Source organism: Halorubrum sp. Atlit-26R, assembly GCF_003666015.1.
Classification (GTDB): Archaea; Halobacteriota; Halobacteria; order Halobacteriales; family Haloferacaceae; genus Halorubrum.
The window spans coordinates 190209-215367 of the sequence record NZ_QPLT01000003.1 but is presented as its reverse complement, the minus strand read 5'-3'; the positions used below and the strand labels follow the sequence as shown (position 1 = coordinate 215367).

Genomic DNA, 25159 nt, shown 5'->3' with positions numbered 1-25159 from the left:
CGTCAGCGAGACCTCAGCGCTCCGACCGCTCCGCGAACCGCCGCGCGGCGTCGCTCAGGCCGGGATCGGTCGCCGTCTCGCTCTCGTCGGCTTCGACCTCGTCGATGTCGGCGTCCGCGTCGTCCGGCGCGTCGGTACCGGGGTCGGCGCTTCCGCCGTTGGCGGTGACGTCGGCGTCCGCGTCGTCGTCGGCGTCGAGTCCCACACCGTCATCGGGTCGGTCCCCGACTTCGGACGGGTCGGCGTCCGGCGGGTAGTTCAGCTCGGCGGGTGGGACGAAGACGCGCTCGACGGCGCGGACGATCTCGGCGACCTGTTCCTCGTCGAGGCGGTCGGCGTACGCCTCGCGGACGAGGTCCGGGACCGCGTAGGCGTAGCTGCCGCGGCCGGCGTGGCGGATGAGCCCCGCGCGCCGGATCGGTCGGTGGCGGCTGTACGCGTGCCCGGAGTCGCCGTCGCCGCCGGCGTCGATGTGGGCCGCAACGGGGTCGCTGGCGCCCTCGCGGCGGTAGTGGCGGAGCATCCCGCGAGAGAGCTCCGGGAGCGCCTCGATCCGCGAGCGCAGCTCCTCGATGACGGCCTCTCGGGTGCCGAGTTCGATCGCGTCGTCGAACCGGAGCGCGCTCTCGGCGACGTCGTCGCGGGTGACCGGGTCGACGTCGTCGGGCGTGCTCGACTCGGATTCCGGGGCGGGTCCCGCGGCGTCGGCGTCCGCGGCGTCAGCATTCGCGGCGTCGGCGTCCGCGGTGCCACCGTTCGAGTCGTTGGTGTCTGCGGCGCCGCTGTCGTCGACCTCGGCGCCGCCGTCGGCGGCCGAGGCGCCCGACTCGGTTGCGGGCTCGGCACTCGATTCGTCCGCCTCCTGCGCGCGCTTCTCGGTCGCGGCGACCGCCTCGTCGTACGACTTGAGCACGGACTGGTCGCCGCTCTCCGCGTCGTCGCCGTCGCGGGCGCCGTCGGGCCGCCCGGCGTCGGGTCGCTCAGGGACGCCCGCGGCCCGGCCGCCGCCGCGGTACGGTGCCTCTGCCTTGCCCAGCAGCGCCTGCGCGAACTGGTCGGCCATGTCGCTCAGGTCGCGGGCCTCCTCCAGCTCGCGTTCGAGGTCGGCGATCCGCCGGTCCTTCTTCTCTAACTCCTGTTTGAGGTCCGCGATCTCGGACTCGCGGCGCTCCTTCTCGTCGGAGATGGATTCGAGCTCGCCGACGAGGTCGCTGGAGACCGACTTCAGCTCGGGGCGCTCGAAGTCGTCGAGCCCGGGGGTCGCGCCCGCGTCGAACGTCTCCTTGCGGTGGAATTGGATCCGGCGGATCGACTCGTCCCAGTCGGTCATCAGGAACGCCTCGCCGTCGCCTAAGTCTTCCACCGCGCTCGCGTACTTCGAGCCGAGGATGCGCCCGACGACCTTCGTGTCGTTGTCCCACGTGAGCCGGTGCCAGCAGAGCCAGTCGCACTGGGTGATAAAGTCCTTCTTGACGTCCGCGGGGCGCTGGCTGATCCCGACGATGCCGAGCCCGTGTTTCCGGCCGCGTTTCCCCACCTTGATCAGCATCTTGCCCGTCTCGTCCATCCCGCCGCCCTCGGGGATGTACTCGTGGCACTCCTCGATGACGAGCAGGAAGGGCTTCTTCAGCCGCTTCTCCTTCGCGAACAGCTGTTTGACGACTTCGAGGAGGAGCTCGTTGGCGGTCTCCTCTTCGAGGTAGCCGGAGACGTCGAGGATGATCGGAACGTTCTGCTCTAAGGCGAGGTTCGCGAGCTTCTCGGCGTGTTCGGGGGAGACGACGATGTCGCACTCGTCGTCGGCGCCGGCGTGAAGGATTTCGTATTCTTCCTTTAAACCGTAATATTCCCCGTCCGTGTCCACGATGAGAACCGGAAAGCCGCTGTCGAGCAGGTTCTCGATGACGACGGACGCGGTGTTGCTCTTGCCGGACCCGCTTTTTCCCGTAATAAATGACCGGCCGGTGAGCACGTCGACGACCGGGAGTTCGACCGGGGAGCCGGGGTCCGCCGTCGCGTCGCCGCCGATCCCCTCGCTGACGTCCGCGACGTGGATCGTCTCCTCCTCGCTCATACCCGTGAGAGGTGGCGCCCGCCCCATAAACTATCGCCTCGCTCGTCGGCCGGTCGCTCGTCTGCTGGCCGCGCCGGTCGGTCGCGTTGAGCGCGACCGAGCCGCGCTCCGGTGTCCGCAAGACGTATGTCGCCGCCGGGAGTTCAACCGCGCATGGACACCGAGAACACCCTCCTCAACGCGGTGGTCGGCGCTATCGCGTCGGCCCTCCTCTCGTTCACCGGCATCTCACCCCTCCTCGGCGGCGCCGTCGCCGGGTACCTGAACGGCGACGACGGGCTGCGCGTCGGCGCGCTCTCCGGCGCGATCGCGTCGATCCCGATCGTCGGACTGCTGCTGCTCGTGCTGGTGATCCTTCCGTTCTTGGGGCTCTTCGGGTTCCCGCTCGAAGTCGGTCTCGCGGCCGGCGGGGTCGTCTTCGTCGCCGCCCTCATCGTGTTGGGCGGCGTCGCCTACTCCGTGGTACTGAGCGCGCTCGGCGGACTTCTGGGCGTGTACGTGAAAAACGAGCTGTAAGTCGGTCGCTGGTACTTATAAATAATTGATTGCGGATCGGCGGCGGACACCTCCAAAGCCCCAGCCGCTTACTTATAAACGATTACTAGCGGATCGGCGACGAACACCGCCGAAGCCCCAGCCGCTTACTTATAAACGATTACTAGCGGATCGGCGACGAACACCGCCGAAGCCCCAGCCGCGAGGACAGCGCACGCTCGCTGCGCTCCTCACTCGGTCGCTCACTCCGTTCGCTCCCTCGTTCCGGTGCTTGCGTCGCCTGTGCTGTCCTCGCGGCTGCCCCTTCGAGCCCGCCCCACCCAGCACCGCACCTCACACCTCCCCAGCCTCGTCGGCCTCCCTCCGCTTCGCTTCGGTCGGCCGACTCCCTCGCGCGTGCTGCTCGGCCGCAGGGCGGCCTCGCAGGCACGCGCCACCGCACTGTTCATTTATAAAAAAGCGTGTGAGAGTTGCCCCGCGGCTCCGATGGAGACGCCTCAGTGCTCGCCGCCGGTGCCGCGCCGGTCGGAGTCGAGGTCGATGTCGAGGTCGTCGAGCAGTTCCTCGGCCTCCTCGCGCTTCTCCTGGTGGTCTTCGAGGAACTCGCGCATCAGCTCGGCGGCCTGCTCCTTACAGCCGCCGCAGAGGCGCTCGCCGTTGACGCACTCGGAGTAGACTTCCTTCGTCAGCTCGTCGTCGTCGCCCGCGAGCAGGTAGGCGTACAGCTCGTAGACGGGGCACTCGTCGGCCTCGCCGCCCAGTTCGCGCTGCTCCTCGGCGGTGTCGCGGCCCCCCGTTGTAGCGGCCTTCACCTTGTCGTAGCCGTCCTCGGGGTCGTCGAGCAGCGAGATGTGACTCGCCGGGACCGACGAGGACATCTTCCCGCCGGTGAGCCCGGTCATGAACCGGTGGTAGATCGAGGAGGGCTGCCGGAAGCCGAACCCGTCGTGGTCGATCTCGACCTCCCGAGCCAGCGACTCGGCCTCGTCGCGGGTGAGGTCGAAGGCGTCGACGTGGCCCTCGAACACGCGCTTCTCGCCCTCGACCGCCTCGATCAGCGCCTCGAACGCCTCGTCGGTCGCGTTGCGGTCGAAGAAGCGGACGCGGGGGCGGAGGGGCTCCTTCCCGCCGGCCCGGAGCTTGTCCAGCGCGGTCGACTTCGCGGCCGCGAGGTCGACGCTCTCGCGGTCGCTCTCCGGCGGCTCGTAGTCGGCGAGCCACTCGGCGGCGTCCTCGCAGCGCACGTCGGCGTCGGACCCGTCGCCGTCGTCCCCGCTCCCGGCAGCGAGCGCGTCGTAGGCCGCCCGGACGAGCTGTCGCTCCTCGTCGTCGAGTTCGAAGGAGGCGAACGCCTCGGTCACCTTGAAGTAGCGCACCCGGGTCGCGAGGTCCCGAGTGAGCCGGACGTGCGGGTCCTGGTCGGGGCCGACCGGGATGACGGTCGGCTTCGGCTCGTCGACGAGCTGGGGGTAGAGGATGTCCGCGGTCTGGGTGATCACGCTCTGCATGTGCGAGATGTTCGTCTCGCCGTCGAAGCCGTAGATCGCCTCGAACTCCGAGAAGTTCGCCTTCGACCCCAGCTCGAAGCCGAGGTCCTGGACCGCCCGGTTGTCGGACTGCCGGTACAGCTCGCCATCCTCGGCGTCGAAGCCGAGCGCGAGCAGGGAGAGGAGGTAGTTGCGCGCGTGCTCGTCGATCTCGTCCCACGACATGCCGCGCGCCGAGTGGGCTTCGAGGTCGGCGATGAGGCCGAACGCGTCGCCGCCCATCTGCTGGTGCCAGATGATCTCGTCGAACACGAGCTTGTGGCCGATGTGCGGGTCGCCGGTGGGCATGAACCCCGACAGCGCCGCGAACGGCTCGTCGTTCGCCATCGCCTCGGCGACCGCGTCGTACTCGCGGTGCCCGAAGATGACCCCGCGGCGCATCAGGTAGTGCGGGTCGGGCACGTCGTCGTCGACCTCGTCGAACGCCTCGATGCCGAACTCCGCGAACAGGTCCGCGTAGTCCCCGACCGACGCCGACCCCCACGGGTCGAGCGCGACGTCCTCGGTCGGCTCGTCCGCGCGCTCGGTCCCGCCGTCGGTCCGGGGGGGCGCCGACGGCCCGCGGGCGGGGTCGGACTCGCGTCCGTCGCCGCCCGGCGTCGCCCCCTCGGAGGTGTCCTCGTCCATACCACCTCTCCCGTCGGTCGACGCAAAAACCGTTCGCTTGCGCGGGAGCGGTTGGCACGCGTCGGGCGGGGACGGCGGTCCCCGCGTCGGGTCACTCCGCGTGCGCCACCAGCCGCGTCGCGGTCGCCTTCCACCGGATCGAGACCGGATCCCCGGGCGCGAGCCCGAGTCGGTCGATGCTCTCGGCCGTGATCAGCGCGGCGACCGCGACCCCGTCCGAGCCGCCCTCGGCGTCGTCCGCACCGCCCGAGCCCGCCGCCGCTCCGACCGCGATCCGGACCGTCGACACCGTCTCCCCGGGATCGATGCGCGAGATGCGGCCGGGAAGGCGGTTCCGGGCGCTCGTCGCGTCCGGGTCGACCGCGTCGTCCGCGTCGTTGACGGTGACGGCGTCGGCACCGATTCGAACTTGGACCGCGTCGCCGACGGCCACCGTCCCGCGGTCGTCGCCGGAGTCGTCGGCCTCGCCGCCTCCGCCGTGGAGGCCCGAAAGCTCCCCGACCGCGGTGTCGACGACCGCGAGCTCGCCGTCGACGGCGGTCACGGTGCCGTCGAGAACCGTCTCCGGCACGGCCGCGGTCGCCGCGAGGACGGCCTGAAGCCGGTCGTAGCGGTCGAGGAGCGCGCGGCCGGACGGGGCGAGCCGGCTCCCCCCGCCGCCTTCGCCGCCGCGGCGCCGCTCGACGAGCGTCCCGTAGGCCTCCTCTAAGTCCTCGATCCGCGAGAGCGCTCGGGCCCGGGAGCGTCCGAGGTCCGCGGCCGCGCCCGCGACCGATCCCGCCGCGTCGACCGCGCGCAGCAGCGCCGCGTCCCGGCCGTCGAACTCGACGCCGTCCTCGATGAGCGCGGCGCTGCCGCGCCCCGCCGCCGCGTCCGGATCGGGTTCGGTAGGCTCTCCCATGTCCCGCGGTTGCGGCCGGGACGTGTTGGCGTTTTCGACCGACTGTGTCCCGTCGCTTGCCGCGGCACATAACTTATATATGAGACCGACCCGCCGTTGTATCTATGCCGATACAACGACGGAAGTTCGTGGCGGCGCTGGGCGCCGGAGCGGTCGCGAGTACGGCCGGCTGTTCGTCGACGGACGGCGGCAACGGGGACGGAGGCGACGGGGGGAGCGGCGACGGAAGCGGGGGTAACGGAACCGACGGCGGCGAAGGCGCCGAGGAGTCGATCGGCGTCGCCGGCGAGACGCTGACGCTCACGACGACGACGAGCACCTACGACACCGGGCTTCTCGACGAGATCCACACGGACTTCGAGGAGATGTACGGCGTCACCGTCGACGCCGTCGCGCAGGGGACCGGGGCGGCGTTGGAGACCGCCCGCAACGGCGACTCGGACATCGTGATGGTCCACGCCCGCGGACTCGAAGACGAGTTCATGCGGAACGGGTACGGGATCAACCGCCGGGACCTGATGTTCAACGACTTCGTGATCGTCGGGCCCGAAAGCGACCCGGCGGGGATCGAGGGGATGGGATCCGCGACGGAGGCGCTGACGGCGATCGCCGAGGCGCAGGCGCAGTTCGTCTCCCGGGGCGACAACTCCGGGACGCACACGAAGGAGCTGAACCTCTGGGAGGCGGCCGGCACCGAGCCCGGCGGCGACTGGTATCAGGAGACCGGTACCGGGATGGGCGAGGCGCTGAACATCGCCAACCAGCAGGGCGCGTACACGCTGTCGGACCGCGGGACCTACATCTCGCAGCGCTCGGAGATCGACCTGACGATCCTCGTTCAGGGGCCGATCGAGGACGGCCCGGAGATCCTCGCGAACCCGTACGGGGTCATGGCGGTGAACCCCGGCGTCCACGACAACGCCAACTACGACCTCGCGATGGCGTACATTGGCTGGATCACCAGCCCGGAGGTCCAGGAGTCCATCTCGGAGTATCAGGTGAACGGCGAGCAGCTGTTCTTCCCCGAGGCCGTCTCCGAGGACCCGAACTTCCAGCAGTACGTTCCGGAGGGTTGGAGTAGCGAGAGCGACGACGAGTAGCCGTGCCATTCGCAGCGACCGCACAGCTCGGCCCGGCGCTGTTCGACTCGGCCGCGCGCCCGGCGTTCGCCCTGCTCGAATCGACGACCGGCCTCGCGCCGGCGCTCCTTGACGTCTCGTTCAGGGACGGGTACGTCGGGAGCATCATCTTCGTCTCGCTGTACGTGAGCCTCACCGCGGTGGCGCTGAGCACGCTCGTCAGCGTGCCGGCCGCCGTCGCGATCGGGCTCGCCGACTTCCCCGGGAAGGGGTTCGTGAAGTCGGTGGTCAACACCGGGATGGGGTTCCCGAGCGTGGTCGTGGGGTTGGTCGTGCTGTTCGCGGTCTCCAACCAGGGGCCGCTGGGGTCCCTCGAACTGATCTTCACCCGCGAGGCGATGATCATGTCGCAGTTCGTCCTCGCCACGCCCCCGATCACGGCGATCAGCCTCGCGGCCGTGGGCGGCGTGGACGACGGGGTCCGCGACGCCGCCCGCGTCCTCGGCGGGACGCGCGTCGACGTGGCGCTGGTCGTCGTCAAGGAGGCGCGGTACGGGATCGCGACCGCGGTGCTCGCCGGCTTCGGCCGGGCGATCAGCGAGGTTGGGTCGGTGCTCATCGTCGGCGGGAACATCACGAGCGCGTCCGGCATCTCGAAGACGCGCACGCTGACCACCGCGATCCAGCTCGAAGCCCGGCAGGGCCAGTACGAGACCGCAATGGTGCTCGGCGCGGTGCTCGTCGCGCTCGTGTTGACCGTCAACGCGATCGTCGTCCGCTTCGGCGACCGGGGGGTGGCGGGCTGATGCGCCGGGATGCGGGACCGATGCGCCGGGATGCGGGACCGATGCGCCGGGATGCGGGACCGATGCGCCGGGATGCGGGACCGATGCGCCGGGGGGTGACCGACTGATGCTCCGAGCGAGGGGCGTGTCGCGGTCGTACGGCGACGAGCCGGTGTTCCGCGACCTCTCGATCGAGGTCGACGCCGGGGAGGTCGTCGCGGTGATCGGCCCCTCCGGCGTCGGCAAGACGACGCTGCTCCGGACGCTCGCGCTCGCGCTCGAACCCGACGAGGGTGTCGTGACGCTCGACGGGACCGACGCGTGGGCGGTCGACGAGACCGAGCGACTCGCGCTGCGCCGCCGCGTCGGGATGGTGTTCCAGGAGGCGAGCCTCTTCGACGGGACGGTCGCGCGAAACGTCGAGTACGGGCTTCGAGTCCGGCGTTCGTGGAGCGACCGGCTCGCCTCGGTCCTCCGGCTGAACGGCGCCGCCGACGCGGTCGACGAGTCCCTGGAGGTCGTGGGGCTGACCGACAAGGTCGACCAGCCGGCCGAGTCGCTCTCTGGCGGCGAGGCCCAGCGCGTGTCGTTCGCCCGCGCGCTGGCGTACGAGCCGGACGCCCTACTGCTCGACGAGCCCACCTCGGACCTCGACCCGCGGAACACGGCCGTCATCGAGGAGGCGATCGGCGAGGCGAGAGACAGGGGGATCGGCGTCGTCGTGGCGACCCACGACATGCACCAGGCCGAGCGCGTCGCGGACCGCGTCGCGGTGCTGCTCGACGACGGCATCTCGGAGATCGGTCCGACGGAGAAGATCTTCGAGAGTCCGACAGACGAGCGCACCCGGAAGTTCATCTCGGGCGAACTGGTGTACTAATAAATACTGAGGGGTGACGGGAACCGAGTCGGGCCCGGCGATCCGAGATAGGTGATCGACGACGCTGCGGTGAATACCTCCGGAGCCACGGTCTTTTGTTTATAAATGATCGACTATGGATCGGCGGAGAACACCTCCAAAGCCCCAGCCGCTTGCTTATAAATGGCTGACTGCGGATCGACGGCGAACACCTCCAAAGCCCCAGCCGCTTGTTTATAAATGGCTGACTGCGGATCGACGGCGAACACCTCCAAAGCCCCAGCCGCTTGCTTATAAATGGCTGACTGCGGATCGACGGCGAACACCTCCAAAGCCCCAGCCGTGAGGGCGGCGCACGCTCGCTGCGCGCTTCAGTCGCTCACTCCGTTCGCTCCTTCCAGTGCTTGCGTCGCCTGCGCCGCCCTCACGGCTGCCCCTTTGAGTCCCGCCCGACCGCAACCGCACAGCGCCTCACACCTCCCCAGCCTCGTCGGCGGTCCTCCGCTTCGCTCCGGACCGCCGACTCCCTCGCGCGTGCTCCTCGCGGCCGCCTTCGGCGGCCACTCGGAGGCACGCGCCACCGCACCGTTATTTATAAGCGATCGACACCGTCGCTTCAGACCTCGAAGTCGAGTTCAACGGCGTCGCCCGCGTCGGCGTCGCCCGAATCGACGACCGCGTCGTCGGCCGCGAACCCGTCGTGGAGGTGGTCGTACGTGCGCTCTATCGCCTCCACGATCACCTTCGTGTCGCCGGTGACCGGCATGAAGTTCGTGTCGCCGCTCCACCGCGGGACGACGTGCGTGTGGAGGTGGTCGACCGAGCCGCCCGCGGCGTCGCCGCCGAGGTTCTGCCCGGTGTTGACGCCGTCGGGGTCCATGTCGCGTCGCAGCGCCGCGAGCGTCGCCGCCTTCAGCCGCGCGTGGTCGAGGAGCGTCGCGTCGTCGAGGTCGGTCGGGTCCTCGACGTGGTCGTCCGGGATTACCATCGCGTGGCCGGGGTTGTACGGCGCGTTGTTGAGGAGGACGTAGTTGCGCTCGCTGCGGGCGACGATCCGCGCCTCGCGGGCGTCCTCGCGCTCGGGGAGCACGCAGAACGGACAGCCGTCGATCGGGTCGGCGTCGCGCTCGACCCACTCGATCCGCCACGGCGCGAAGATCCGGTCCATCAGTCGTCGAAGCCGTGGATGCCCGCCGTCGTCACCTCGACGCCGTCCTCGGTGACCAGGAGGGTGTGCTCCGCTTGGCTCACTAAGGCGTCGTCGTCCTCCTTCAGGACCGGGTAGCCCTTGATCGCGTTCGCCTGCTTCAGGCGGCGGAGCGCCATCTCGGCGCGGTCCGTCTCTAACCACCGCGCCGCGAACGGGAGGTCGTCGAACCCCTCGATCTCTTCGAGCGCCTGTCGGGCCCGCCGGTCGCGCACGCTCGCGGAGCCCTGCTGTTCGAAGATCTCCTCGACGGTCCCCTCGCCCACCTTCCCGCGACCGTCGGTGGCGAACGGCTCGATCGCGACCGCCTGTCCCGGCTCTAACTCGACCGAGCGGTCGACGCCGCGGTTCGGCACCGTCGGCCCGGTGTGGGCGTCGTACCGCTCGACGCCGTGGCCCGAGAGGTTGAGGACGGGCGTGTAGCCGTAGCCGCGGATCACGTCCTCGATCGCCTGCCCGACGACGCCGACCTCGACGCCGGGGCCGGCCTCGTCGAGCGCGGCCTCCAGCGCCATCTCGGCGGCCTCGACGAGCTCCGGGTTCCCGGAGTGATCGACCGTCACCGCTGCGTCCGCGATGTACCCGTCGACGTGGACGCCGACGTCGAGACACACCATCTCCTCGCCGAACTCGGTCTCGTCGTCGCGGCTCGGGGTGGCGTGCGACGCCTCCGGGTCGACGCTGATGTTCACCGGGAACGCGAGGCCGGCCCCCTGCTCGCGGACGAAGTCCTCCGTCCACTCGGCGACCTCGAGGTGGGTCCGGCCCGGCTCGACCATCTCGCGGGCCTCGTTCACCGCCTCGACCAGCACCGCGCCCGCCTCGCGGTAGCTCTCGACCGCGTCCTCGTCAAGAGGTCCGTGACTCATGGATCCGGGTTCGGCGACCGCGCGCAAAGAGGTTGCGGAGGGCGGTCGATCCTCCGCCGTTCAGGCGCGCGTGATCTCCACGTGCCACTCGTCGTCCGTCGGGTTCGCCGTCTCGTGGGCGTACCCCCGCTCCGCTAACACGTCGTACAGCGGCACCGGCTCGAAGCTGTTCACCAGACAGAGCGACTCGTCATCGTCGAGGCCGTCGAGCGCGGCCACGATGTCGCCGAACGGTTCGCCGTCTATCTCGCGGGCGTCCAGCCGCTCGTCCGCGTCGTCGAACGGGTCGGGGCTCATGGATCGGCCGTGGCGTCCCGTGGTGATGTAGTTCCCCCCGAAATCGTTCGGGCGGGTCGTCCGGCCCCCGGCGATCCGCTCGAACATGTTCGCTCGAAGACGTACGGGGTCCGAGCGCGTGGGATCCGATATGTCGACCACACCGTCCGATCACGATCCCAACGCAGACCACGACCACGACGCGGACCCGGTGACCGACCGCGTCCACGAGAACTCGTGGTCCGCGAACCTCGAAGGCCCCGAACACGCGGACGACCGCGACCTCCTCGTGCGACAGGCGATCGAGGCGGTCGAACACACGGCCGCCGGCAACCACGTCAACCTCGTCACCCACGGCGACCACGGTCACCCCGAGGAGTACCTCTTCCCGGCGCTCGACGTCGCGTTCGGCGACGAAGACGTCGACTGGGAGTACGTAGAGCAGTGCGGCTGCGGCGGGCACGTCGTTCGCGTCCACGTATAGTCCGACCTATCCGCTTTCGCTGTCCGCCCGCGGAAGCCACATCCGCACCACCGTCCCGGTCGGCTCGCGGGTGTCGATCTCGAGGTCGCCGCCGGACTCCGTGACGATCCAGTGGACGAGCCAGAGGCCGAGCCCGCTCGCGTGTTCGAGCGCCGTCTCTCGCGCCTCCGAGAACACCGTCCGCTCGACCGGGGGGATCCCCGGGCCGTCGTCGGCCACGTCGATCCGGAACCGGTCGGCGTCGGGGACGACCGTCGCCTCGACGTGCGGGTCGTCGCCGTCGTTGTGGACGACGGCGTTCTCCAACACGTTTCGGACCGCCGACTCGAGCAGTTCGTCCGCGGAGACGACGGCCGAGTCGGGGACGGTCACCGTCACCGTCGCGTGGGGGAACGACGACTCGAGCGACTCGCAGAGGCGGTCGACCAGCTCGGCCAGGTCGATCTCGGTCCGTCCGGCGTCGCTGTGGAGCGCGACGTCGATCTCGCGCGCCTGGTCGCTGAGGTGGGTCAGGGTCCGAACCTTCCGGTCGATGATGTCGAGGTACGGATCGCCCTCCTCGTCGACGTGGTCGCGGAGCAGGTCCGCGTACCCGCCGATGACGTTGGTGTCGTTCTTCAGGTCGTGTCGCAGCACCCGGTTCAACACCTGAAGCCGCTGTTCGTACCGCCGGGTGTCCGTGACGTCGGTGGCGGTGATGACGACCTCTCGCGTGTCGGCGAACAGCCGCTCGACCACCGTCTCGAACCGGCGCCAGCTGCCGTCGGCGCACGCGATCCGATGCGTGAGCGACTGCGGCTCGACGCTGTCGAAGGCGCGCTCGAAGGCCCGCTGCGCCTCGCGTCGGTCCTCGGGATGGACCAGGTCGATGACCGGGCGTCCCTCGACCTCGTTCGGCTTGTGACCGATCAGCCGCTCTATCGACGGGCTCACGTACCGGAGCAGTCCGTCCTCGCCGCAGACCGCGATCACGTTCGGCGACTTCTCGATGAGCGCGCGGTAGCGCCGCTGGAGCGTCTCCCGCTCGGTCACGTCGCGGAACAGCAGGACCGTCCCGCCGCGGGTCGTCCCCGGCCCCGTGATGTCGTGGACGTCGACCGTCAGGAACCGCGGCGCGCCGCCCCCGTCGACAGTCACGCGGAACTCGTCGTCGGCCAGCTCCTCCGCCACCGCGTCGGCGACCGTCGGGACGTCCGCGAACGCCTCGTCGGCGTGGACGCCGACCTTCGCGTCCGGGAACAGCGCCTCGGCCGGGTCGTTGTTGTCGACCACCCGGCCGTCGGCGTCGCAGACGACGACGCCGTCGGAGAGGTTCGCGAACACCGCGTCGCGGGCGATCGGCGACACGTCGAGGAGCCGGTACCGGAACACGACCCACGCCAGGAGCGCCGAGGTCCCGCTGAAGGCGATCGGCGTGAAGTCGACGAACCCGTTGTCCGGTCCGACGACCCCGGCGATGCCGGCCGCACCGAGCGCCAGCGGCGCGACGCCGGCGACGAAGAGGACGGCGGCCTGCCGGCGGAACACGCCGTCGCGGGAGACGGCGGCGTAGCCGAGGACGGCGTAGGTGAACAGGTTGACCGCGTAGGTGTAGCCGACGAACCCGAGCAGCGCGGGCGTCGGCGCGTACTCTAAGACCCGGAAGCCGCCGGCGTCGACGAGGGAGGGGTCGGCGTAGAAGAGGGGGTCGACGCCGACCGTCCAGACGGTGGCCGTGACCGCGGCGGGAACGACCCAGAAGAGCGCGAATCGGCGGCGACTGAGCCACGCGGTCCGGTCGACGTACGAGAGGACGAAGGCGGGCCACGCGACCGCTAAGCCGGCGGAGCCGAGCCAGACGAACTGGTTGAAAAACAGCGTGAGATCGAGCGACGTCGCCGACAGCTGGGCCGCGTACGCCAGCGACCAGACGCCGGCGGTGCCCGCGACGCCGACGAAGCTCCACAGGAGAACGCGACCGCCGCGCGAGCGGTTCCCGACCGCGTACGCGGCGAACGCGAAGGAGGCGACGGTCGTGACGAGTAACGGAGCCGTGTACGGCGTCGCTTGCCACGCCATCGATACCGGTAGGATGCGAGAGCCCCGTAAAAAGGGACCGAATCCCCTAACCCGTTTGAGAAGAGTGAGTCCGTATGCTCGAACCGGGCGACTCCGCACCCGAGATCACGCTCACCGACCACCGCGGCGAGGCGGTCACCGTCGACCCGGCGGCGGCCGGTCACACGGTCGTGTACTTCTATCCCCGCGCCGACACGCCCGGCTGTACCGCCGAGGCGTGTGGCTTCCGCGACGAGTGGAGCGCGTTCGAGGCGGCCGACGTCGCCGTCGTCGGGATCAGCGACGACCCCGTCGCGGACCTCCGGCCGTTCGCCGCCGAGTACGACCTCCCCTTCACGCTCCTCTCGGACCCCGACGGCGCAGTGTCGAGCGCGTACGACTCCTACGGCGAGAAGCAGATGTTCGGCAACACCTTCGACGGCGTGTTCCGGAACACGTACGTCCTCGACGACGAGGGGACCGTCGTTCTGGCTTACGAGGGCGTTTCCCCCGAGGACCACGCCGTCGAGATCCTCGACGATATCGAGGCGCTCGACGACTGAAGGCGGACCGGCCGCCGGCGAACTCGGCCCGCCGACGGCCGTCTCCCGGTAGTATTATTACGTGTCACGAGTCACGTGAAACGATGCCCTCCAAGCGAACGTTCGCGAAGCGCTTAGCTGCGCTCGCGGCGACCGGGCTGGGAGTCGGCGGACCGATCGACGCACTGACCTCGGAACCGCCGCCCGACGGGACCCTCGCTGTCGGACCGGCCGCGACCGGCGCCGGACCGAGCGGCGGCGAATCGATGGACGACGGCTCGACGAGCGGCCGCGGCGCCGGAGCCGACGGACCGCGATCGGCGGTCGCCGCCGGGACGTACGACCCGGCCGCGGCCGCGTCGAACGCCGTCGACACCGTCGTGACCGGACGGGTCGACCCCGCGGTCCTGACGGCGACCGGCCTGCCGAGCGGGGTCGGGAGCCGGCTCCGGCGACTGCTCGACCGATACGAGACCGCGTCGCTCGCCGACGTGCGGCAGGCGACCGGCGGCGCCGCGCTCACCGCGGACGGGCCGGAGGGGTGCGCCGTCGCGGTCGGCGACGTCGACGCGGCCGCGCTGGCCGCCGAGCTCGACGCCGACCCCGAGGTGACTCGCGAGGCGGACGACGGCTCCGAATTCGCGCGGTTCCGGGCGCCGAGCCTCGGGTCTGCGGTCGCCGTGGCCCCCGGTGAACTCGTGGCGGCGTACGCCCCGACCGCCGGCGTCGCCGCGGCGCACCGCGACGCCGGAATTGGTGGAGGCGTCGACGGCGGAGCGCGGCGACGAGCGGGCACGAGCGCGAACTACGGCCCTCTCCCCTCGTTGCTCGGGGGCGACGCGACGGTGTGCGTCGACCTCGGGCCGGACGCCCGCGACCACCTCCGGAGCGTGCTCGCCGACGCGCCCGACGAGCTCCGCACCGCGGTCGACGCGTCGGGCGCGGTCGGGGCCTCGCTCCGCGTGACCGATGAGAACTCCGCTACCGGAGGCGCGGACCCCGGCGAGCCGAGCGTCGCGCTGCGGTACGGCGCGGTCGCGGACCCGCGACGCCTCGACAGGGAGACCGCCGAGGCGATAGCGCGGGCCGCCCGCGAGGGCGAGACCTCGCTCTCGGACGCGAGCGTCACCCGACACGGGCGGACCGTGATCGTCGACGCCGCGGCCGAGAGCGACCTCTTCGCCGCCCACGCCTCGCTGTTCGACGGGACCGTCGGCGACCCGATCGAGGTGGCCGACGCGTGAGCGACGCAACCGCATCGACCTGTGACCGACTCGCGAGCGAACCCACGATGACGACGAGAGACAACACGTTACGACAGCGGTATCGACCGAGGACGGACCGATGAGCGGGGAGACGCCCCCGCCGGACGACGACGATGCGGCGAACACGGACCGATCGCCGGGGGCCGCCGATCGAACGGCGCCGCCGACCGGTCGGTCGCCCCCGGACGACGCGTCCGGGTCGCCGCTCGACCGGATCGAGACCCGACACGCGGTCGGGGTCGCGGCGATCCTCGCGGTGGCCGCGGGGCTGCTCGTCGCGCCCGGCGTGTACGGCGCCGTCACGGGGCCCGACGGGACGGTCGCCGTGATCGAGATCGACGGCGCGATCGACTCGGGGACGGCCCAACACGTCGAGGACAACCTCCGGGACGCCCGGACGAACGACTCGATCGAGGCGGTCGTCTTGGAGGTCGACAGCGGGGGCGGCCTCCCGGCCCAGAGCGAGCGGATGTACGCGGCGGTCGACCGCACCGCGTCGGTGATGCCCGTGTACGCCGCCGTCGACACGCTCGGCGCGTCGGGGGCCTACCTCGCGATCGCGCCGGCCGACCGGATCTACGTCGCGCCCTCCGCGCAGGCGGTCGGCAGCGTCGGGGTCGCCGGCACCGCGCCGGCACCGAACGGACCCAACGCGGGGACGACCGGCCCGGACAAGGCCGGCAGCGACCCGGACACCCAGCGCGAGCGCCGACAGACGCTCGCGAACCTCTTCATCGAGAACGTGATCGAACAGCGCGGCGACGAGATCGAACTCGACCGCGAGGCGATCGCACACGCCGACGCGTACCTCGGCACCGAGGCGGTCGAGAACGGCTTCGCCGACCGGTTCGGCTTCGTCGGCGGCGCGGTCGCCGACGCCGCGAGCGAGGCGGGAATCGACGACTACGCGGTCGACACGCGCCGCACCGAGAGCCGCGTCCCCGGCGGCATTCCGCTGTTGGAACAAGACGACGGCACGGTCGTCGTCGCCGAGGGCTCCGGAGAGGAGTTCGGCGACGGACTGATACTCGCGGTCGCGCCGCAGGCGTGGGACGAGACGGTCGGCGACGACGTGATCATGACGAGCTACACCGGACGGTTACCCGCGGACGGCGACGCGGCGGACGCGACGACCGACGACGCGACCGCGACGAACGGAGGTGACGGCGAATGAGCGTCGACCTGCGAACGACGGTCGGCGCGTTCGCGCTGGTCTTCCTCGCGGTCGTCGGCGTCGCCGCCGTCGGGGGCGTCGTCCTCGACGACGCGCCGCCCGAGACGGCGTCTGTCGCGGACGATCACTGGCAGCTGGACGCGGTCGAGCCCGAGACCGTCAGCGAGGGCGGCGAGGTCGAAATGGAGAGCACCGAGCCGTCGAACACGGTCGTCGTCCACCTCGGTAGCGGCGGTGCCGGGCTCGGCGGCGGGACCTCCATCCTGCCGATCGAGGACGGCGACGCGCCCGCGGAGGCGGACATCGGCTCGCTCGGCGGCGTCCGGCGCGGCGTCGCGCCGCTGACCGCGGCGCTCGTCGAGAACGGCCACGAGGTCCGGTTCTACGGCGGCCTCACGAGCGCCGAGCCGCTGCCGTCGATGCTCTCGGACGCGGACGCGTTCGTCACCACGAGCCCCGGCGCGCTGTCGGCGACCGACGCCGACGCCGTCGAGTCGTTCGTCGACGCCGGCGGCCGGACGCTCGTGACGAGCGACCCCGGCGGCGCGGGCGCGCTCACCGACTTCGGCTCGCCGTTCGGCGTCTACGGCGAGGCGGGCTACGTGTACGACATGGAGAACAACGACGCGAACTACCTCAGCGTGCTCGTCGAGCCGACCGGGCCGGGGGCGCTGACGGAGGGCGTCGAGCAGGTCGTCCTGCGCGGCGCCGCGCCCGTCGGCGCGGCCGGAGACTCGACGACGCTGACCACCGCGGAGACGTCGCGGCTGTCGACGACCCGGGAGGCCGGCGCCTACGGCGTCGCGGTCCGCAGCGACTCGCTCGCGGTGGTGGGCGACTCCAGCTTCCTCGAACCGGAGAACGCCGGACGCGCCGACAACGGCGTCCTGATCGGCAACGTCGCGGACTTCCTCGTGACCGGCGAGGAGCCCGACGTGTCGTTCGGCCCGACCGGCCCCGGCGGCGTTCCGCCGGGCGGCGCGGTCCCGCCGGGCGGCGCGACGCCGCCGGAACCGCCTGAACCGTCCGGGAACGCGACCGCGTAGGCGGTCGCGGTCTCCCGGTGCCGTGCGGCGCGACGCGCTGCGGCCGCGACGCCTCTATTTCATCCCGGGAACCGGATCCCGGCCGCCGCGTCGGCGATTTCGCGTCGTTTCAACAGTCCGAATCCGAGGACGATGACGGCGAAGCCGGCGACGGTGAACGGCGTGACCGGCTCTGCGAGCAGCAGGGCGCCCGCGACGGTCGCGACGATCGGAACGACGTACGAGACGAGGTTGATCTCGAAGGGGCCGAGCCGGTCGAGCAGCGTGAAGTAGATGGTGTACGCCACCGCCGACGAGAGCAGTCCGAGGAACGCGAGCGCGACGAGCGCGCGCGGCGCGACGGCCGGGAGCCGCTGGCTCTCGCCGACGCCGAGGCTGAGCGCGTGGATGGCGAGCGCGCCGAACCCCATCGCCCACCCGGTGAGCGCGACGCTGGAGAACGACGTCTCCACGGTCCGGAGGCCGACGCTGCCGACCGCGACGGCGATGACCCCGATCGCGATCAGCCCGACCCCGACCGCGACGCCCCCGCCGAGGTTCGCGGGGTCCGGCTGGGCGACGAGCCCCACGCCGAGGAACGCGAGGACGACGCCGACCGCGCCGCGACGATCGAGGTCAGCGCCGCCGATCCAGACGGCCGCGACCGCCGCGGTCGCGATGGGAACGAGGCTGTAGGTGATCGAGGCGATGCCGCTCGTGGTGTACTGCTGGCCGACGAACAGCAGGGCGTTGTTCGCGGCCACCGAGAGCCCGCCGCTGAACCCGATCGCGGCGAGGTCGCCCCGGGTCCGCGGGAACGGACCGTCCTGCGTGACGAGCACGTACGATATCAGCGCCAGCGCGGCCACGTCGAACCGGTAGGCGGCGTACAACACCGGCGGGTAGTAGTCGAGGCCGACCTCGATGGCGACGAAGGAGCCGCCCCACAGCAGGGCGAGCGTGAAAAACAGGACGACGTCTCGGTACCGTGACACGGTCGACCGAACGCGGGCCGCGGGTAAAGCGGTGTCCGTCGCGGCCCGGACCGCCGGTGCCGCCTCGGAGGGCGGAAAATCGCCCGCTAAGAAGGTCCGCTCAGTAGCCGCGGACGATGAGGTAGTCCGCGAGGTCCTCGAGCAGGCTCCGGGAGCCGCTCTCGGGGAGCAGTTCGAGGTGTTCCTTCGAGCGCTCGGTGAGGTCCTCGGCGGTGTCGCGGGCGTACTCGATGGAGCCGACCTCCTCTAAGGCCGCGACCGCGTCGTCGATGGCCGCCTCGGTCACCTCGGCGGGCGTGTCGGCGTCGACGAGGTCGTCGACGTCGACCCCCTGCTGGCGGGCGTGGAGCGTAATGAGCGTCTCCTTCCCCTCGACGAGGTCGGAGCCGCGCTGCTTGCCGAGCTCCTCCGAGGGGACGGTCAGGTCGAGCACGTCGTCCTGGATCTGGAACGCGCGGCCGGAGTCGATCCCGTACTGGTAGAGGGCGTCGACGACGTCCTCGTCGGCGCCGAGCAGGAGCGCTGGCGTCGCCGCGGACGCGCCGTAGAGGACGGCGGTCTTCAGCTCGACCATCTCCAAGTACTCCTCGGGGAGGATGTCGTCGCGGCTCTCGAAGGCGACGTCGAGCGCCTGCCCCTCGCAGATCTCGGTACAGGTCGACGCGAGCATCCGCATCGCTTCGAGCCCGTGTTGCGGGTCCGCGCCCGTCTCGGTCATGAACTCGAACGCCTTCGAGTAGAGCGTGTCGCCCGCGAGGATCGCCGTCGAGACGTCGTACGCCTCGTGGACCGCGGGGACGCCGCGCCGCAGGTCGTCCTCGTCCATGATGTCGTCGTGGATCAGCGTGAACGACTGGATCACCTCGATGGCGACCGCGGCGCGCATCACGTCGACGTCGTCGCCGCCGAGCGACGGGAACGCGCGGAAGTCGGCGCCCATCGGCTCGGTGCCGGTGACCGCCTCCGCGGCGAGCGTCGTCACGGTCGGGCGGAGCCGCTTCCCGCCCGCTTCGAGGATGTACCGCGTCGCCTCGTACAGCCGCTCCGGCTCCTGGACCGGCAGCTCCTCGTCGATAGCGGCGTTGACGAGCTCACGCCGCTCGCGGATGGCCTCCAGCACCCGCGCCTCCTTCGTCTCGCTCGTCATTCGACGAGCTGGATGGTGGACCCGTTCTGCGTGACGTGGACGTCACGTCCGAGCTTGTACCCCTGCGACGTCGCGAGGTTCACGTACGGCGACCGGCCCTCCAGCGTCTGGTGGCCGGGGATGAGGTGCTGGGGCTGGAGCGCCTGGAGCATCTCGTAGTGGCCCTCCTCGCGGAGGTGGCCGGAGACGTGGATGTCGTCGTAGAGGCGCGCACCCTGCATCCGGAGCAGCTGTTCGCTCTGGTAGCGCTGGCCCTCGTTGGTGGGCTCCGGGATGACGCTCGCGCTGAAGACGACCTTGTCGCCGTCGTCGATCTCGTACGGGGTCTCGCCGCGGCCCATGCGGGTGAGCATCGCGCGCGGCTCGCCCTGGTGGCCCGTCACGATGGGGAGGAAGTTCCCCTTCCCCTCCTTCATGATCCGCTTGAACGCGCGGTCGACGGACTTCCGGTGGCCGTACATGCCGACGTCGCCCTGGAAGTCGACGAAGTCGAGCCGCTCGGCCGTCCCGGAGTACTTCTCCATCGAGCGCCCGAGGAGGACCGGCTGACGGCCGATCTCGCGGGCGTACTCGACGAGGGTCTTCACGCGGGCGATGTGGGAGGAGAACGTGGTGGCGACGATGCCGCCCGTGTAGTCCTCCATCGATTTCAGCGTGTCCTCGACGTGCTTCTTCGCGTACGACTCGGAGGGGGTCCGGCCCTTCCGGCCGGCGTTCGTACAGTCCTCGATGTACGCGAGGACGCCCTCGTCCTGACGGCCGATCTCGCGGAACCGCTCCATGTCGATCGGGTCGCCGATGACGGGGTCGTGGTCCAGGCGCTTGTCGAGGCCGTAGACGACCGCGCCCTCGGGCGTGTGGAGGACCGGGTTGATCGCGTCGATGATGGAGTGGGTGACGTTGACGAACTCCATCTCGACCTGCTCGGAGTCGCCGATCGCCATCGTGGCGCCCGGCTTCATCTTCACGAGGTCGTTGTCGACCTGGAACTTGCCCTCGTCTTCGATCTGCTGGCGGACCAACTCGATCGTGTACGGCGCGGAGACGATCGGCGCGTCGTAGCGGTGGGCGAGCTTCGGGATCCCCGCGATGTGGTCGAGGTGGCCGTGGGTGGGGACGATCGCCTGAACGTCGCCCTCCAGTTCGCTCATGACCCGGTCGTCCGGGATGGCGCCCATGTCGATCAGGTCGAGGCTGTGCATGCTCTCGGTCTCCACGTTGTCGTGGATGAGGACCTTACTGAGGTTCAGGCCCATGTCGAAGATGACGATGTCCTCGCCCGCGCGGACCGCAGTCATCTGTCGACCGACCTCTTCGTAACCGCCGAGTGTCGCAATTTCGATTTCCATGGTGTTGTCGTGTCTGACGCCGTTGTCGGCGTCGGTCACTGAAACCCCGCAAGGAGCCGTCAGCGCTGCGTCCTACCGCGCGTCGTTGAAGGCCCCGCTACGGCCGAGTCGCCGCGACTCACCGTGTCCCGCGGGAGTGTGGTGTCTCGGCGTACTCCCGGGCACGTTAAAAACTCCCGGGTTCGGCTCCGCGGCGCCGGTTCGCGTCCGAACGGGGGCTCGGCGGTCCGGCGCGGCGGGGGTCGGTTCCCGCAAAGCGTTTCACGCTCTCGGCCGAATCGCCACCGATGACGGACGTTTCCCGCCGCCGAGCCCTCCTCGCGGCCGCGTCAGGGATCGCCGCCCTGGCCGGCTGTTCCGGCAGCGACTCCGCGTCGAACAGTTACCCGAGCAGCGACCGGCCGATCGACGGCTACGAACTGGAGAAGGCGCGCGACGAGCGCGGCGGCGCGCTGGTCGCCGACGGCGACGAGCTGCCGTCGCTTTCGACCGACGAGCGCGCCCCGCAACGCCGCCAGACGCGGCGCGTGTTGGTCGCGGCGGCGGATATCGACGAGCTCACCTTCGCCGGGACGCGCGCGGGCGAACGGCTCCGGACGTTCCTCGCCGCGACCGACTTCGAGTCGGCGTCGGCGTACCTCCTCACGATGCCCGTGCGGGCGTGTCGGGAGGTCCGGTTCCGGTCCGTGTCCGTCGAGCCGGACGAGCTCGCGAACGACGACCTCCACCCCCACGCCGACTTCTGTGAGGCGTACCGGCCGGCGGACGTCGAGTGTAGCGCCGACGAGACCCACACCGTCGGGTTCGCGATACGGCTCCCCGTCGCCGCCGAGCGCTCGACCGGGAGCGGCAGCGGTATGAGCGGCTCCTGTCAGGGGCCGGAACCCCCGGCCGTCTTCAACGCGTCGGCCTCCGGCACGGACGGTGATGACGCGTGACTCGCGATTCGGGTTCGGGTCGGGCGTCGAACTCGCGCCGCGGATTCCTCGCCGGGATCGCGACGGTCGGGGCGGCGGCGTTCGCCGGCTGTTCGGGGCTTCCGGTCGGCGGCGGCGAGGAGCGTCCGGAGGCGCCCGCGTCGCTCCCGTCGGACGCCGTCGGACCGGTCGAGTGGCCGGCGTCGCCGTTCCCGGCGAGCGTCCCCGCGTCGCTCGCAGAGGCCCACGAGTCGCGGACGCGCGAGCTGCTCGACGACGTGCCGACCGATCCGGACCTCCCCAACGCCGGCGTCGCCGCGGCGATCGGCGACGACCGCGAGCAGGCGCGTCGACGCGCGGACGCCGAGGTTCCCGACGGCTGGCCGGTCGACGACCTCTCCGCGTGGCGGCGGCGCCGGGACGACGCCGCGGCCGTCCGCGGCGCGTACCGCGCGGCTAGCGGGACCGACGACGGCCCGGACCTCGCCGCCCGGCGCCGCGCCGTCCGCGGCGACCGCGGGGCGCTCGCGTCGGGGCTGGAGTACCGGGCCGAGTCGCCGACTGCGGCGGTGCTGGCGTACGAGCCGGTCGAGTCGCTGCTCGCGGAGTGCGCGGGATACGTCGAGCCCCGCGTGACGTACCCGGACGATCCGGTCGCCGAACCCTTCCGAGCGGGCGAGGCGGTGAGCCGCGTCGAGCGCGCGAGAGCGGCCGCGGACGATGCCGCGGGGCTCCGAGCGGCGTACCTCGACGGACAGGACGGGGTGACCCCGCGATGGGCGTCGCTGGTCGCGGCCGCCGGGACGTTGCGGGGGTCGGTGAGCCGGACGCGGTCGACCGTCCGCGAGCGCGTCGGCGGCGAGGAGCCGCTCGCCGACGAGGACCTGAGCGGGACAGTCGCACAGGAGCTGGTGGCCACGGGGGACCTCCGGACCGAGTCGGTCGTCGAGGACGTCGAGCGAGCGGTCGAGACCGGCGACTGCGCCATCGCCGTGGTCGAGGCCGGCACCGCGCTGGCCGAGCTCGAGGCGTACCGAACGGCGATCGGCGAGATCCGCGACGGAGAGCACCGGGAGGTGCCGACGGAGTCGTCGGTCCGGTCGGCCGCGGACCGAGCGCAAGCGGTGGTCAGCGAGGTCGTGGGTCGCGGCGACCCGCTTGCGACCCGGCTCGTCCGACCCGGGCTGGAGATAATCGGGTACGTCGACGACCGGATCGAGGAGGGGTACGGCTCGGCCCGGCGGAGTCAGGCGGAGCTGGTGTACGCCGCGCTGTACGCGAACGCGGTCCCGGCGGCGGCCGCGTTCGTGCGCGAGCGGCTGGCGCGAGGGCCGGTCGGGGACGACTGACGGAACGTTCGTGTCAAACCGACCGGCCTCGGGGCCTGCGTCCCGGTATTTTTATTACCGCGACGGGCGCCGGTACGGACAATGAGTGGACGACCCCTCGACGTGCTCGAAGCGTCGCTCGAGGAGCCCGTGACGGTACACCTGAAGGACGGCACGACGTACTACGGCGTCCTCGGCGGTTACGACCAGCACATGAACGTCGTCATCGAGCCCGAGGCCGACGTGGACGACCGCGTCGACGACGACCTCGACGGCGAGTTCGCGGTCGCGATCGAAGACACAACGATTATACGCGGCGATAACGTCGTCACCATCAAAGCATGACCGGCGCAGGTACGCCCTCTCAGGGGAAAAAGAACAAGACGGTTCACGTGAAGTGTCGACGCTGCGGCGAGAAGTCCTACCACGTCAAGAAGGAGCGCTGCTCCTCGTGCGGCTTCGGCGAGTCCGCCTCCCGGCGCGACTACGCCTGGCAGTCGAAGACCGGCGACAACTGACGACGCGGTCTCTTCGGTTTCTTCTCGCTTTTACTCGCGTAGCTACGCGTGTGACGGTCGTTTATTTATAAATAATGAGTATGGATCGACCGCGAACACCTCCAAAGCCCCAGCCGGGAGGCGGGCGCACACTCGCTGTGCTCCTCGGTCGCTCGCGTTGCTCGCTCCCTGCGGTGCTTGCGTCGTCTGCGCCCGCCTCCCGGCTGCCCCTTTGAGTCCTGCCCCGCCCCACACGGCAACCGCGCCTCACGCCTCCCCAGCCTCGCGGCCCCCTCCGCTTCGCTTCGGTCGCCGCGTCCCTCGCGCGTGCTCCTCACGCCCTGCGGGCGTTCGGAGGCACGCGCCACCGCACAGCATCCATACTTGCGGTTCGCCACGACGCCGCCGGGACCCAAACCGTTTCCCGCGGCGATGGCCGAGTCGGGACATGGACCTCTCAGTCGTCGACCTCTCGCCGGTCCCCCGCGGCGGCACCGCGGCGGACGCGTTCGAGAACACCGTCGACGCCGCGAAACACGCCGAGCGACTGGGCTACGAGCGGTTCTGGGTCGCCGAACACCACGGGATGGGCGACCGCCTCGCGGGCACCACGCCCGAAGTGCTGCTCGGGCGCCTCGCCGGCGCGACCGACTCGATCCGGATCGGGAGCGGGGCCGTCCTCACGAACCACTACGCGCCGTTCAAGGTGGCCGAGTCGTTCGGCGTCCTCGACGGGCTCGCGCCCGGCCGCGTCGACCTCGGGATGGGCCGCGCGAACGGCTCGCCCGCGTCCGACCGCGCGCTCGGCACCGACCGGCGCGTCGAGAACCCGAACGAGGACCACCGCGAGCGGATCACCGCGGTCGTGAACCACCTCCGCGATGCCTACCCCGCCGAGCATCCGTACAGCGACCTCTCGGTGCCGGGGTCGGACTCGGGGCCGGCCGTCCCCTGGGTGCTGGGATCGAGCCCGTCGAGCGGCGAGATCGCGGGCGAACTGGGGCTGCGCTACTGCTTCGCGGGGTTCATCCGCCCCGGGTTCGCCGAGCGCGCGTTCGCGGCGTACCGCGAGGCGTTCGACCCCGAGGGCGGGCTCGGGGAGCTGGACGAGCCGCGCGGGATGGTGGCCGTCAACGCGGTCGCGGCCGAGACGGACGAAGCGGCGGCCCGCCGGCGCGCGCCAGCGGAGGCGACGTTCCGCCGGATGCAGCGCGGGGAGCTTGGCGACGAGACGCCGACCGTCGAGGAGGCGGTCGCGGAACTCGGCGGCGCCCCGGACCCGACGCCCGCGACGCTCGACGACGACGAGTGGCCGCGGGCGATATCCGGGAGTCCGGAGACGATTTCGGGACTGTTGGAGCAGTTGGCCGACCGCGTCGGCGTCGACGAGGTGATGATCCAGCACACCGTGCCGGACCACGATGACGCCTTGGAGTCGCACGCGCTGCTCGCCGAGGCGACGGATCTGGACGCGCGGGAATAGGTCGGTCTCGGGACGGTGGCCGTTCTCGACCGCTCAGTTAGGTGGAGAAGCCGATCGGCGGTGACGGACACCGCCAAAGTCTCAGGTGATTATTTATAAATGGCTGCTGGCAGATCGGTGACGAACACCGCCAAAGCCCCAGTCCTTTACTTATAAATGGCTGCTGACGGATCGATGGCGGATACCTCCAAAGCCCC

The 25159-nt window shown here is 70.8% G+C and carries 25 protein-coding genes; 14 read left to right on the top strand and 11 right to left on the bottom strand.

What is annotated here, in order from left to right:
- Positions 1-13 precede the first annotated feature (13 nt).
- On the bottom strand, positions 14-2074 hold the full coding sequence (locus DVK07_RS05445) for an ATP-binding protein (protein ID WP_121596108.1): 2061 nt from the start codon (positions 2072-2074) through the stop codon (positions 14-16).
- A gap of 153 nt (positions 2075-2227) precedes the next feature.
- Between DVK07_RS05445 and DVK07_RS05440 the strand changes: the two genes are divergently transcribed.
- A complete protein-coding gene (locus DVK07_RS05440; RefSeq protein ID WP_121596107.1) occupies positions 2228-2590 on the top strand; it encodes a DUF5518 domain-containing protein in 363 nt (120 codons plus the stop codon).
- A 476-nt stretch (positions 2591-3066) separates the two neighbouring features.
- Here DVK07_RS05440 and DVK07_RS05435 read toward each other — a convergent pair whose 3' ends face one another.
- Entirely contained in the window at positions 3067-4743 is a 1677-nt protein-coding gene (locus DVK07_RS05435) for a tryptophan--tRNA ligase (RefSeq protein ID WP_121596106.1), read from the bottom strand.
- Between the two features lie 91 nt (positions 4744-4834).
- On the bottom strand, positions 4835-5644 hold the full coding sequence (locus DVK07_RS05430; protein WP_121596105.1) for an ABC transporter: 810 nt from the start codon (positions 5642-5644) through the stop codon (positions 4835-4837).
- A gap of 104 nt (positions 5645-5748) precedes the next feature.
- Here DVK07_RS05430 and DVK07_RS05425 point away from each other — a divergent pair, with 104 nt between their 5' ends.
- From DVK07_RS05425 to DVK07_RS05415, 3 genes are all read left to right on the top strand, one after another.
- A complete protein-coding gene (locus tag DVK07_RS05425; protein WP_121596104.1) occupies positions 5749-6744 on the top strand; it encodes a substrate-binding domain-containing protein in 996 nt (331 codons plus the stop codon).
- 71 nt (positions 6745-6815) lie between these two features.
- Entirely contained in the window at positions 6816-7529 is a 714-nt protein-coding gene (locus DVK07_RS05420; RefSeq protein WP_121596178.1) for an ABC transporter permease, read from the top strand.
- A gap of 106 nt (positions 7530-7635) precedes the next feature.
- Positions 7636-8388 (top strand): phosphate ABC transporter ATP-binding protein, encoded by a 753-nt coding sequence (locus DVK07_RS05415; protein ID WP_121596103.1) that lies wholly within the window; start codon positions 7636-7638, stop codon positions 8386-8388.
- A 113-nt stretch (positions 8389-8501) separates the two neighbouring features.
- On the opposite strand, the gene DVK07_RS05410 is transcribed toward DVK07_RS05415, so the two are convergent.
- The 4 genes from DVK07_RS05410 to DVK07_RS05395 all read right to left on the bottom strand — a co-directional run bounded on the left by DVK07_RS05410 (position 8502) and on the right by DVK07_RS05395 (position 10740).
- Complete coding sequence (locus DVK07_RS05410) at positions 8502-8693, bottom strand: hypothetical protein (protein WP_121596102.1); 192 nt, start codon at positions 8691-8693, stop codon at positions 8502-8504.
- Positions 8694-8983: 290 nt separating this feature from the next.
- A complete protein-coding gene (locus tag DVK07_RS05405; protein ID WP_121596101.1) occupies positions 8984-9535 on the bottom strand; it encodes an HIT domain-containing protein in 552 nt (183 codons plus the stop codon).
- Positions 9535-10443: a type II methionyl aminopeptidase gene (gene map, locus DVK07_RS05400; RefSeq protein ID WP_121596100.1), complete on the bottom strand. Its 909-nt coding sequence runs from the start codon at positions 10441-10443 to the stop codon at positions 9535-9537. Before map ends, DVK07_RS05405 begins: the two co-directional genes overlap by 1 nt.
- 60 nt (positions 10444-10503) lie before the next feature.
- Complete coding sequence (locus tag DVK07_RS05395) at positions 10504-10740, bottom strand: DUF2249 domain-containing protein (RefSeq protein ID WP_121596177.1); 237 nt, start codon at positions 10738-10740, stop codon at positions 10504-10506.
- A gap of 130 nt (positions 10741-10870) precedes the next feature.
- Here DVK07_RS05395 and DVK07_RS05390 point away from each other — a divergent pair, with 130 nt between their 5' ends.
- A complete protein-coding gene (locus DVK07_RS05390) occupies positions 10871-11203 on the top strand; it encodes a CGCGG family rSAM-modified RiPP protein (protein ID WP_121596099.1) in 333 nt (110 codons plus the stop codon).
- 6 nt (positions 11204-11209) lie between these two features.
- Here the strand turns inward: DVK07_RS05390 and DVK07_RS05385 are convergent, their stop codons facing one another.
- Entirely contained in the window at positions 11210-13261 is a 2052-nt protein-coding gene (locus DVK07_RS05385) for a histidine kinase N-terminal 7TM domain-containing protein (RefSeq protein ID WP_121596098.1), read from the bottom strand.
- Between the two features lie 74 nt (positions 13262-13335).
- On the opposite strand from DVK07_RS05385, the gene DVK07_RS05380 reads away from it, so the two are divergent.
- The 4 genes from DVK07_RS05380 to DVK07_RS05365 all read left to right on the top strand — a co-directional run bounded on the left by DVK07_RS05380 (position 13336) and on the right by DVK07_RS05365 (position 17267).
- Positions 13336-13803 (top strand): peroxiredoxin, encoded by a 468-nt coding sequence (locus tag DVK07_RS05380; RefSeq protein WP_121596097.1) that lies wholly within the window; start codon positions 13336-13338, stop codon positions 13801-13803.
- Positions 13804-13886: 83 nt separating this feature from the next.
- On the top strand, positions 13887-15026 hold the full coding sequence (locus tag DVK07_RS05375) for a hypothetical protein (RefSeq protein ID WP_121596096.1): 1140 nt from the start codon (positions 13887-13889) through the stop codon (positions 15024-15026).
- A gap of 100 nt (positions 15027-15126) precedes the next feature.
- Positions 15127-16221 carry a S49 family peptidase gene (locus tag DVK07_RS05370; protein WP_121596095.1) on the top strand — a complete coding sequence of 365 codons (1095 nt, stop codon included), beginning with the start codon at positions 15127-15129 and terminating at the stop codon, positions 16219-16221.
- Entirely contained in the window at positions 16218-17267 is a 1050-nt protein-coding gene (locus DVK07_RS05365; protein ID WP_121596094.1) for a hypothetical protein, read from the top strand. Before DVK07_RS05370 ends, DVK07_RS05365 begins: the two co-directional genes overlap by 4 nt.
- 59 nt (positions 17268-17326) lie before the next feature.
- On the opposite strand, the gene DVK07_RS05360 is transcribed toward DVK07_RS05365, so the two are convergent.
- The 3 genes from DVK07_RS05360 to DVK07_RS05350 all read right to left on the bottom strand — a co-directional run bounded on the left by DVK07_RS05360 (position 17327) and on the right by DVK07_RS05350 (position 20737).
- Positions 17327-18241, bottom strand: coding sequence for a DMT family transporter (locus tag DVK07_RS05360; protein WP_121596093.1), 915 nt, complete (start codon positions 18239-18241; stop codon positions 17327-17329).
- A gap of 100 nt (positions 18242-18341) precedes the next feature.
- Entirely contained in the window at positions 18342-19388 is a 1047-nt protein-coding gene (gene idsA3, locus DVK07_RS05355) for a geranylfarnesyl diphosphate synthase (protein ID WP_121596092.1), read from the bottom strand.
- Positions 19385-20737 carry a ribonuclease J gene (locus DVK07_RS05350; RefSeq protein WP_121596176.1) on the bottom strand — a complete coding sequence of 451 codons (1353 nt, stop codon included), beginning with the start codon at positions 20735-20737 and terminating at the stop codon, positions 19385-19387. Before DVK07_RS05350 ends, idsA3 begins: the two co-directional genes overlap by 4 nt.
- 287 nt (positions 20738-21024) lie before the next feature.
- On the opposite strand from DVK07_RS05350, the gene DVK07_RS05345 reads away from it, so the two are divergent.
- From DVK07_RS05345 to DVK07_RS05320, 5 genes are all read left to right on the top strand, one after another.
- A complete protein-coding gene (locus tag DVK07_RS05345; protein WP_121596091.1) occupies positions 21025-21675 on the top strand; it encodes a hypothetical protein in 651 nt (216 codons plus the stop codon).
- Positions 21672-23003, top strand: a complete 1332-nt coding sequence (locus DVK07_RS05340; protein WP_121596090.1) for a hypothetical protein — start codon at positions 21672-21674, stop codon at positions 23001-23003. The genes DVK07_RS05345 and DVK07_RS05340 overlap by 4 nt, the downstream gene beginning before the upstream one ends.
- An 81-nt stretch (positions 23004-23084) precedes the next feature.
- A complete protein-coding gene (locus tag DVK07_RS05335; RefSeq protein ID WP_017344111.1) occupies positions 23085-23327 on the top strand; it encodes an LSM domain-containing protein in 243 nt (80 codons plus the stop codon).
- Positions 23324-23500: a 50S ribosomal protein L37e gene (locus DVK07_RS05330; protein WP_006112801.1), complete on the top strand. Its 177-nt coding sequence runs from the start codon at positions 23324-23326 to the stop codon at positions 23498-23500. Before DVK07_RS05335 ends, DVK07_RS05330 begins: the two co-directional genes overlap by 4 nt.
- A 427-nt stretch (positions 23501-23927) precedes the next feature.
- A complete protein-coding gene (locus DVK07_RS05320) occupies positions 23928-24962 on the top strand; it encodes an LLM class flavin-dependent oxidoreductase (protein WP_121596088.1) in 1035 nt (344 codons plus the stop codon).
- Positions 24963-25159: the final 197 nt, after the last annotated feature.

Coding starts and splice junctions, on each gene's coding strand:
- DVK07_RS05345 (WP_121596091.1), top strand. CDS start 21,025: ATGACGGACGTTTCCCGCCGCCGAGCCCTCCTCGCGGCCGCGTCAGGG.
- DVK07_RS05380 (WP_121596097.1), top strand. CDS start 13,336: ATGCTCGAACCGGGCGACTCCGCACCCGAGATCACGCTCACCGACCAC.
- DVK07_RS05430 (WP_121596105.1), bottom strand. CDS start 5,644: ATGGGAGAGCCTACCGAACCCGATCCGGACGCGGCGGCGGGGCGCGGC.
- DVK07_RS05335 (WP_017344111.1), top strand. CDS start 23,085: ATGAGTGGACGACCCCTCGACGTGCTCGAAGCGTCGCTCGAGGAGCCC.
- map (WP_121596100.1), bottom strand. CDS start 10,443: ATGAGTCACGGACCTCTTGACGAGGACGCGGTCGAGAGCTACCGCGAG.
- DVK07_RS05440 (WP_121596107.1), top strand. CDS start 2,228: ATGGACACCGAGAACACCCTCCTCAACGCGGTGGTCGGCGCTATCGCG.
- DVK07_RS05445 (WP_121596108.1), bottom strand. CDS start 2,074: ATGAGCGAGGAGGAGACGATCCACGTCGCGGACGTCAGCGAGGGGATC.
- DVK07_RS05390 (WP_121596099.1), top strand. CDS start 10,871: ATGTCGACCACACCGTCCGATCACGATCCCAACGCAGACCACGACCAC.
- DVK07_RS05365 (WP_121596094.1), top strand. CDS start 16,218: ATGAGCGTCGACCTGCGAACGACGGTCGGCGCGTTCGCGCTGGTCTTC.
- DVK07_RS05425 (WP_121596104.1), top strand. CDS start 5,749: ATGCCGATACAACGACGGAAGTTCGTGGCGGCGCTGGGCGCCGGAGCG.
- DVK07_RS05320 (WP_121596088.1), top strand. CDS start 23,928: ATGGACCTCTCAGTCGTCGACCTCTCGCCGGTCCCCCGCGGCGGCACC.
- DVK07_RS05395 (WP_121596177.1), bottom strand. CDS start 10,740: ATGAGCCCCGACCCGTTCGACGACGCGGACGAGCGGCTGGACGCCCGC.
- DVK07_RS05415 (WP_121596103.1), top strand. CDS start 7,636: ATGCTCCGAGCGAGGGGCGTGTCGCGGTCGTACGGCGACGAGCCGGTG.
- DVK07_RS05405 (WP_121596101.1), bottom strand. CDS start 9,535: ATGGACCGGATCTTCGCGCCGTGGCGGATCGAGTGGGTCGAGCGCGAC.
- DVK07_RS05435 (WP_121596106.1), bottom strand. CDS start 4,743: ATGGACGAGGACACCTCCGAGGGGGCGACGCCGGGCGGCGACGGACGC.
- DVK07_RS05350 (WP_121596176.1), bottom strand. CDS start 20,737: ATGGAAATCGAAATTGCGACACTCGGCGGTTACGAAGAGGTCGGTCGA.
- DVK07_RS05330 (WP_006112801.1), top strand. CDS start 23,324: ATGACCGGCGCAGGTACGCCCTCTCAGGGGAAAAAGAACAAGACGGTT.
- DVK07_RS05385 (WP_121596098.1), bottom strand. CDS start 13,261: ATGGCGTGGCAAGCGACGCCGTACACGGCTCCGTTACTCGTCACGACC.
- idsA3 (WP_121596092.1), bottom strand. CDS start 19,388: ATGACGAGCGAGACGAAGGAGGCGCGGGTGCTGGAGGCCATCCGCGAG.
- DVK07_RS05370 (WP_121596095.1), top strand. CDS start 15,127: ATGAGCGGGGAGACGCCCCCGCCGGACGACGACGATGCGGCGAACACG.
- DVK07_RS05375 (WP_121596096.1), top strand. CDS start 13,887: ATGCCCTCCAAGCGAACGTTCGCGAAGCGCTTAGCTGCGCTCGCGGCG.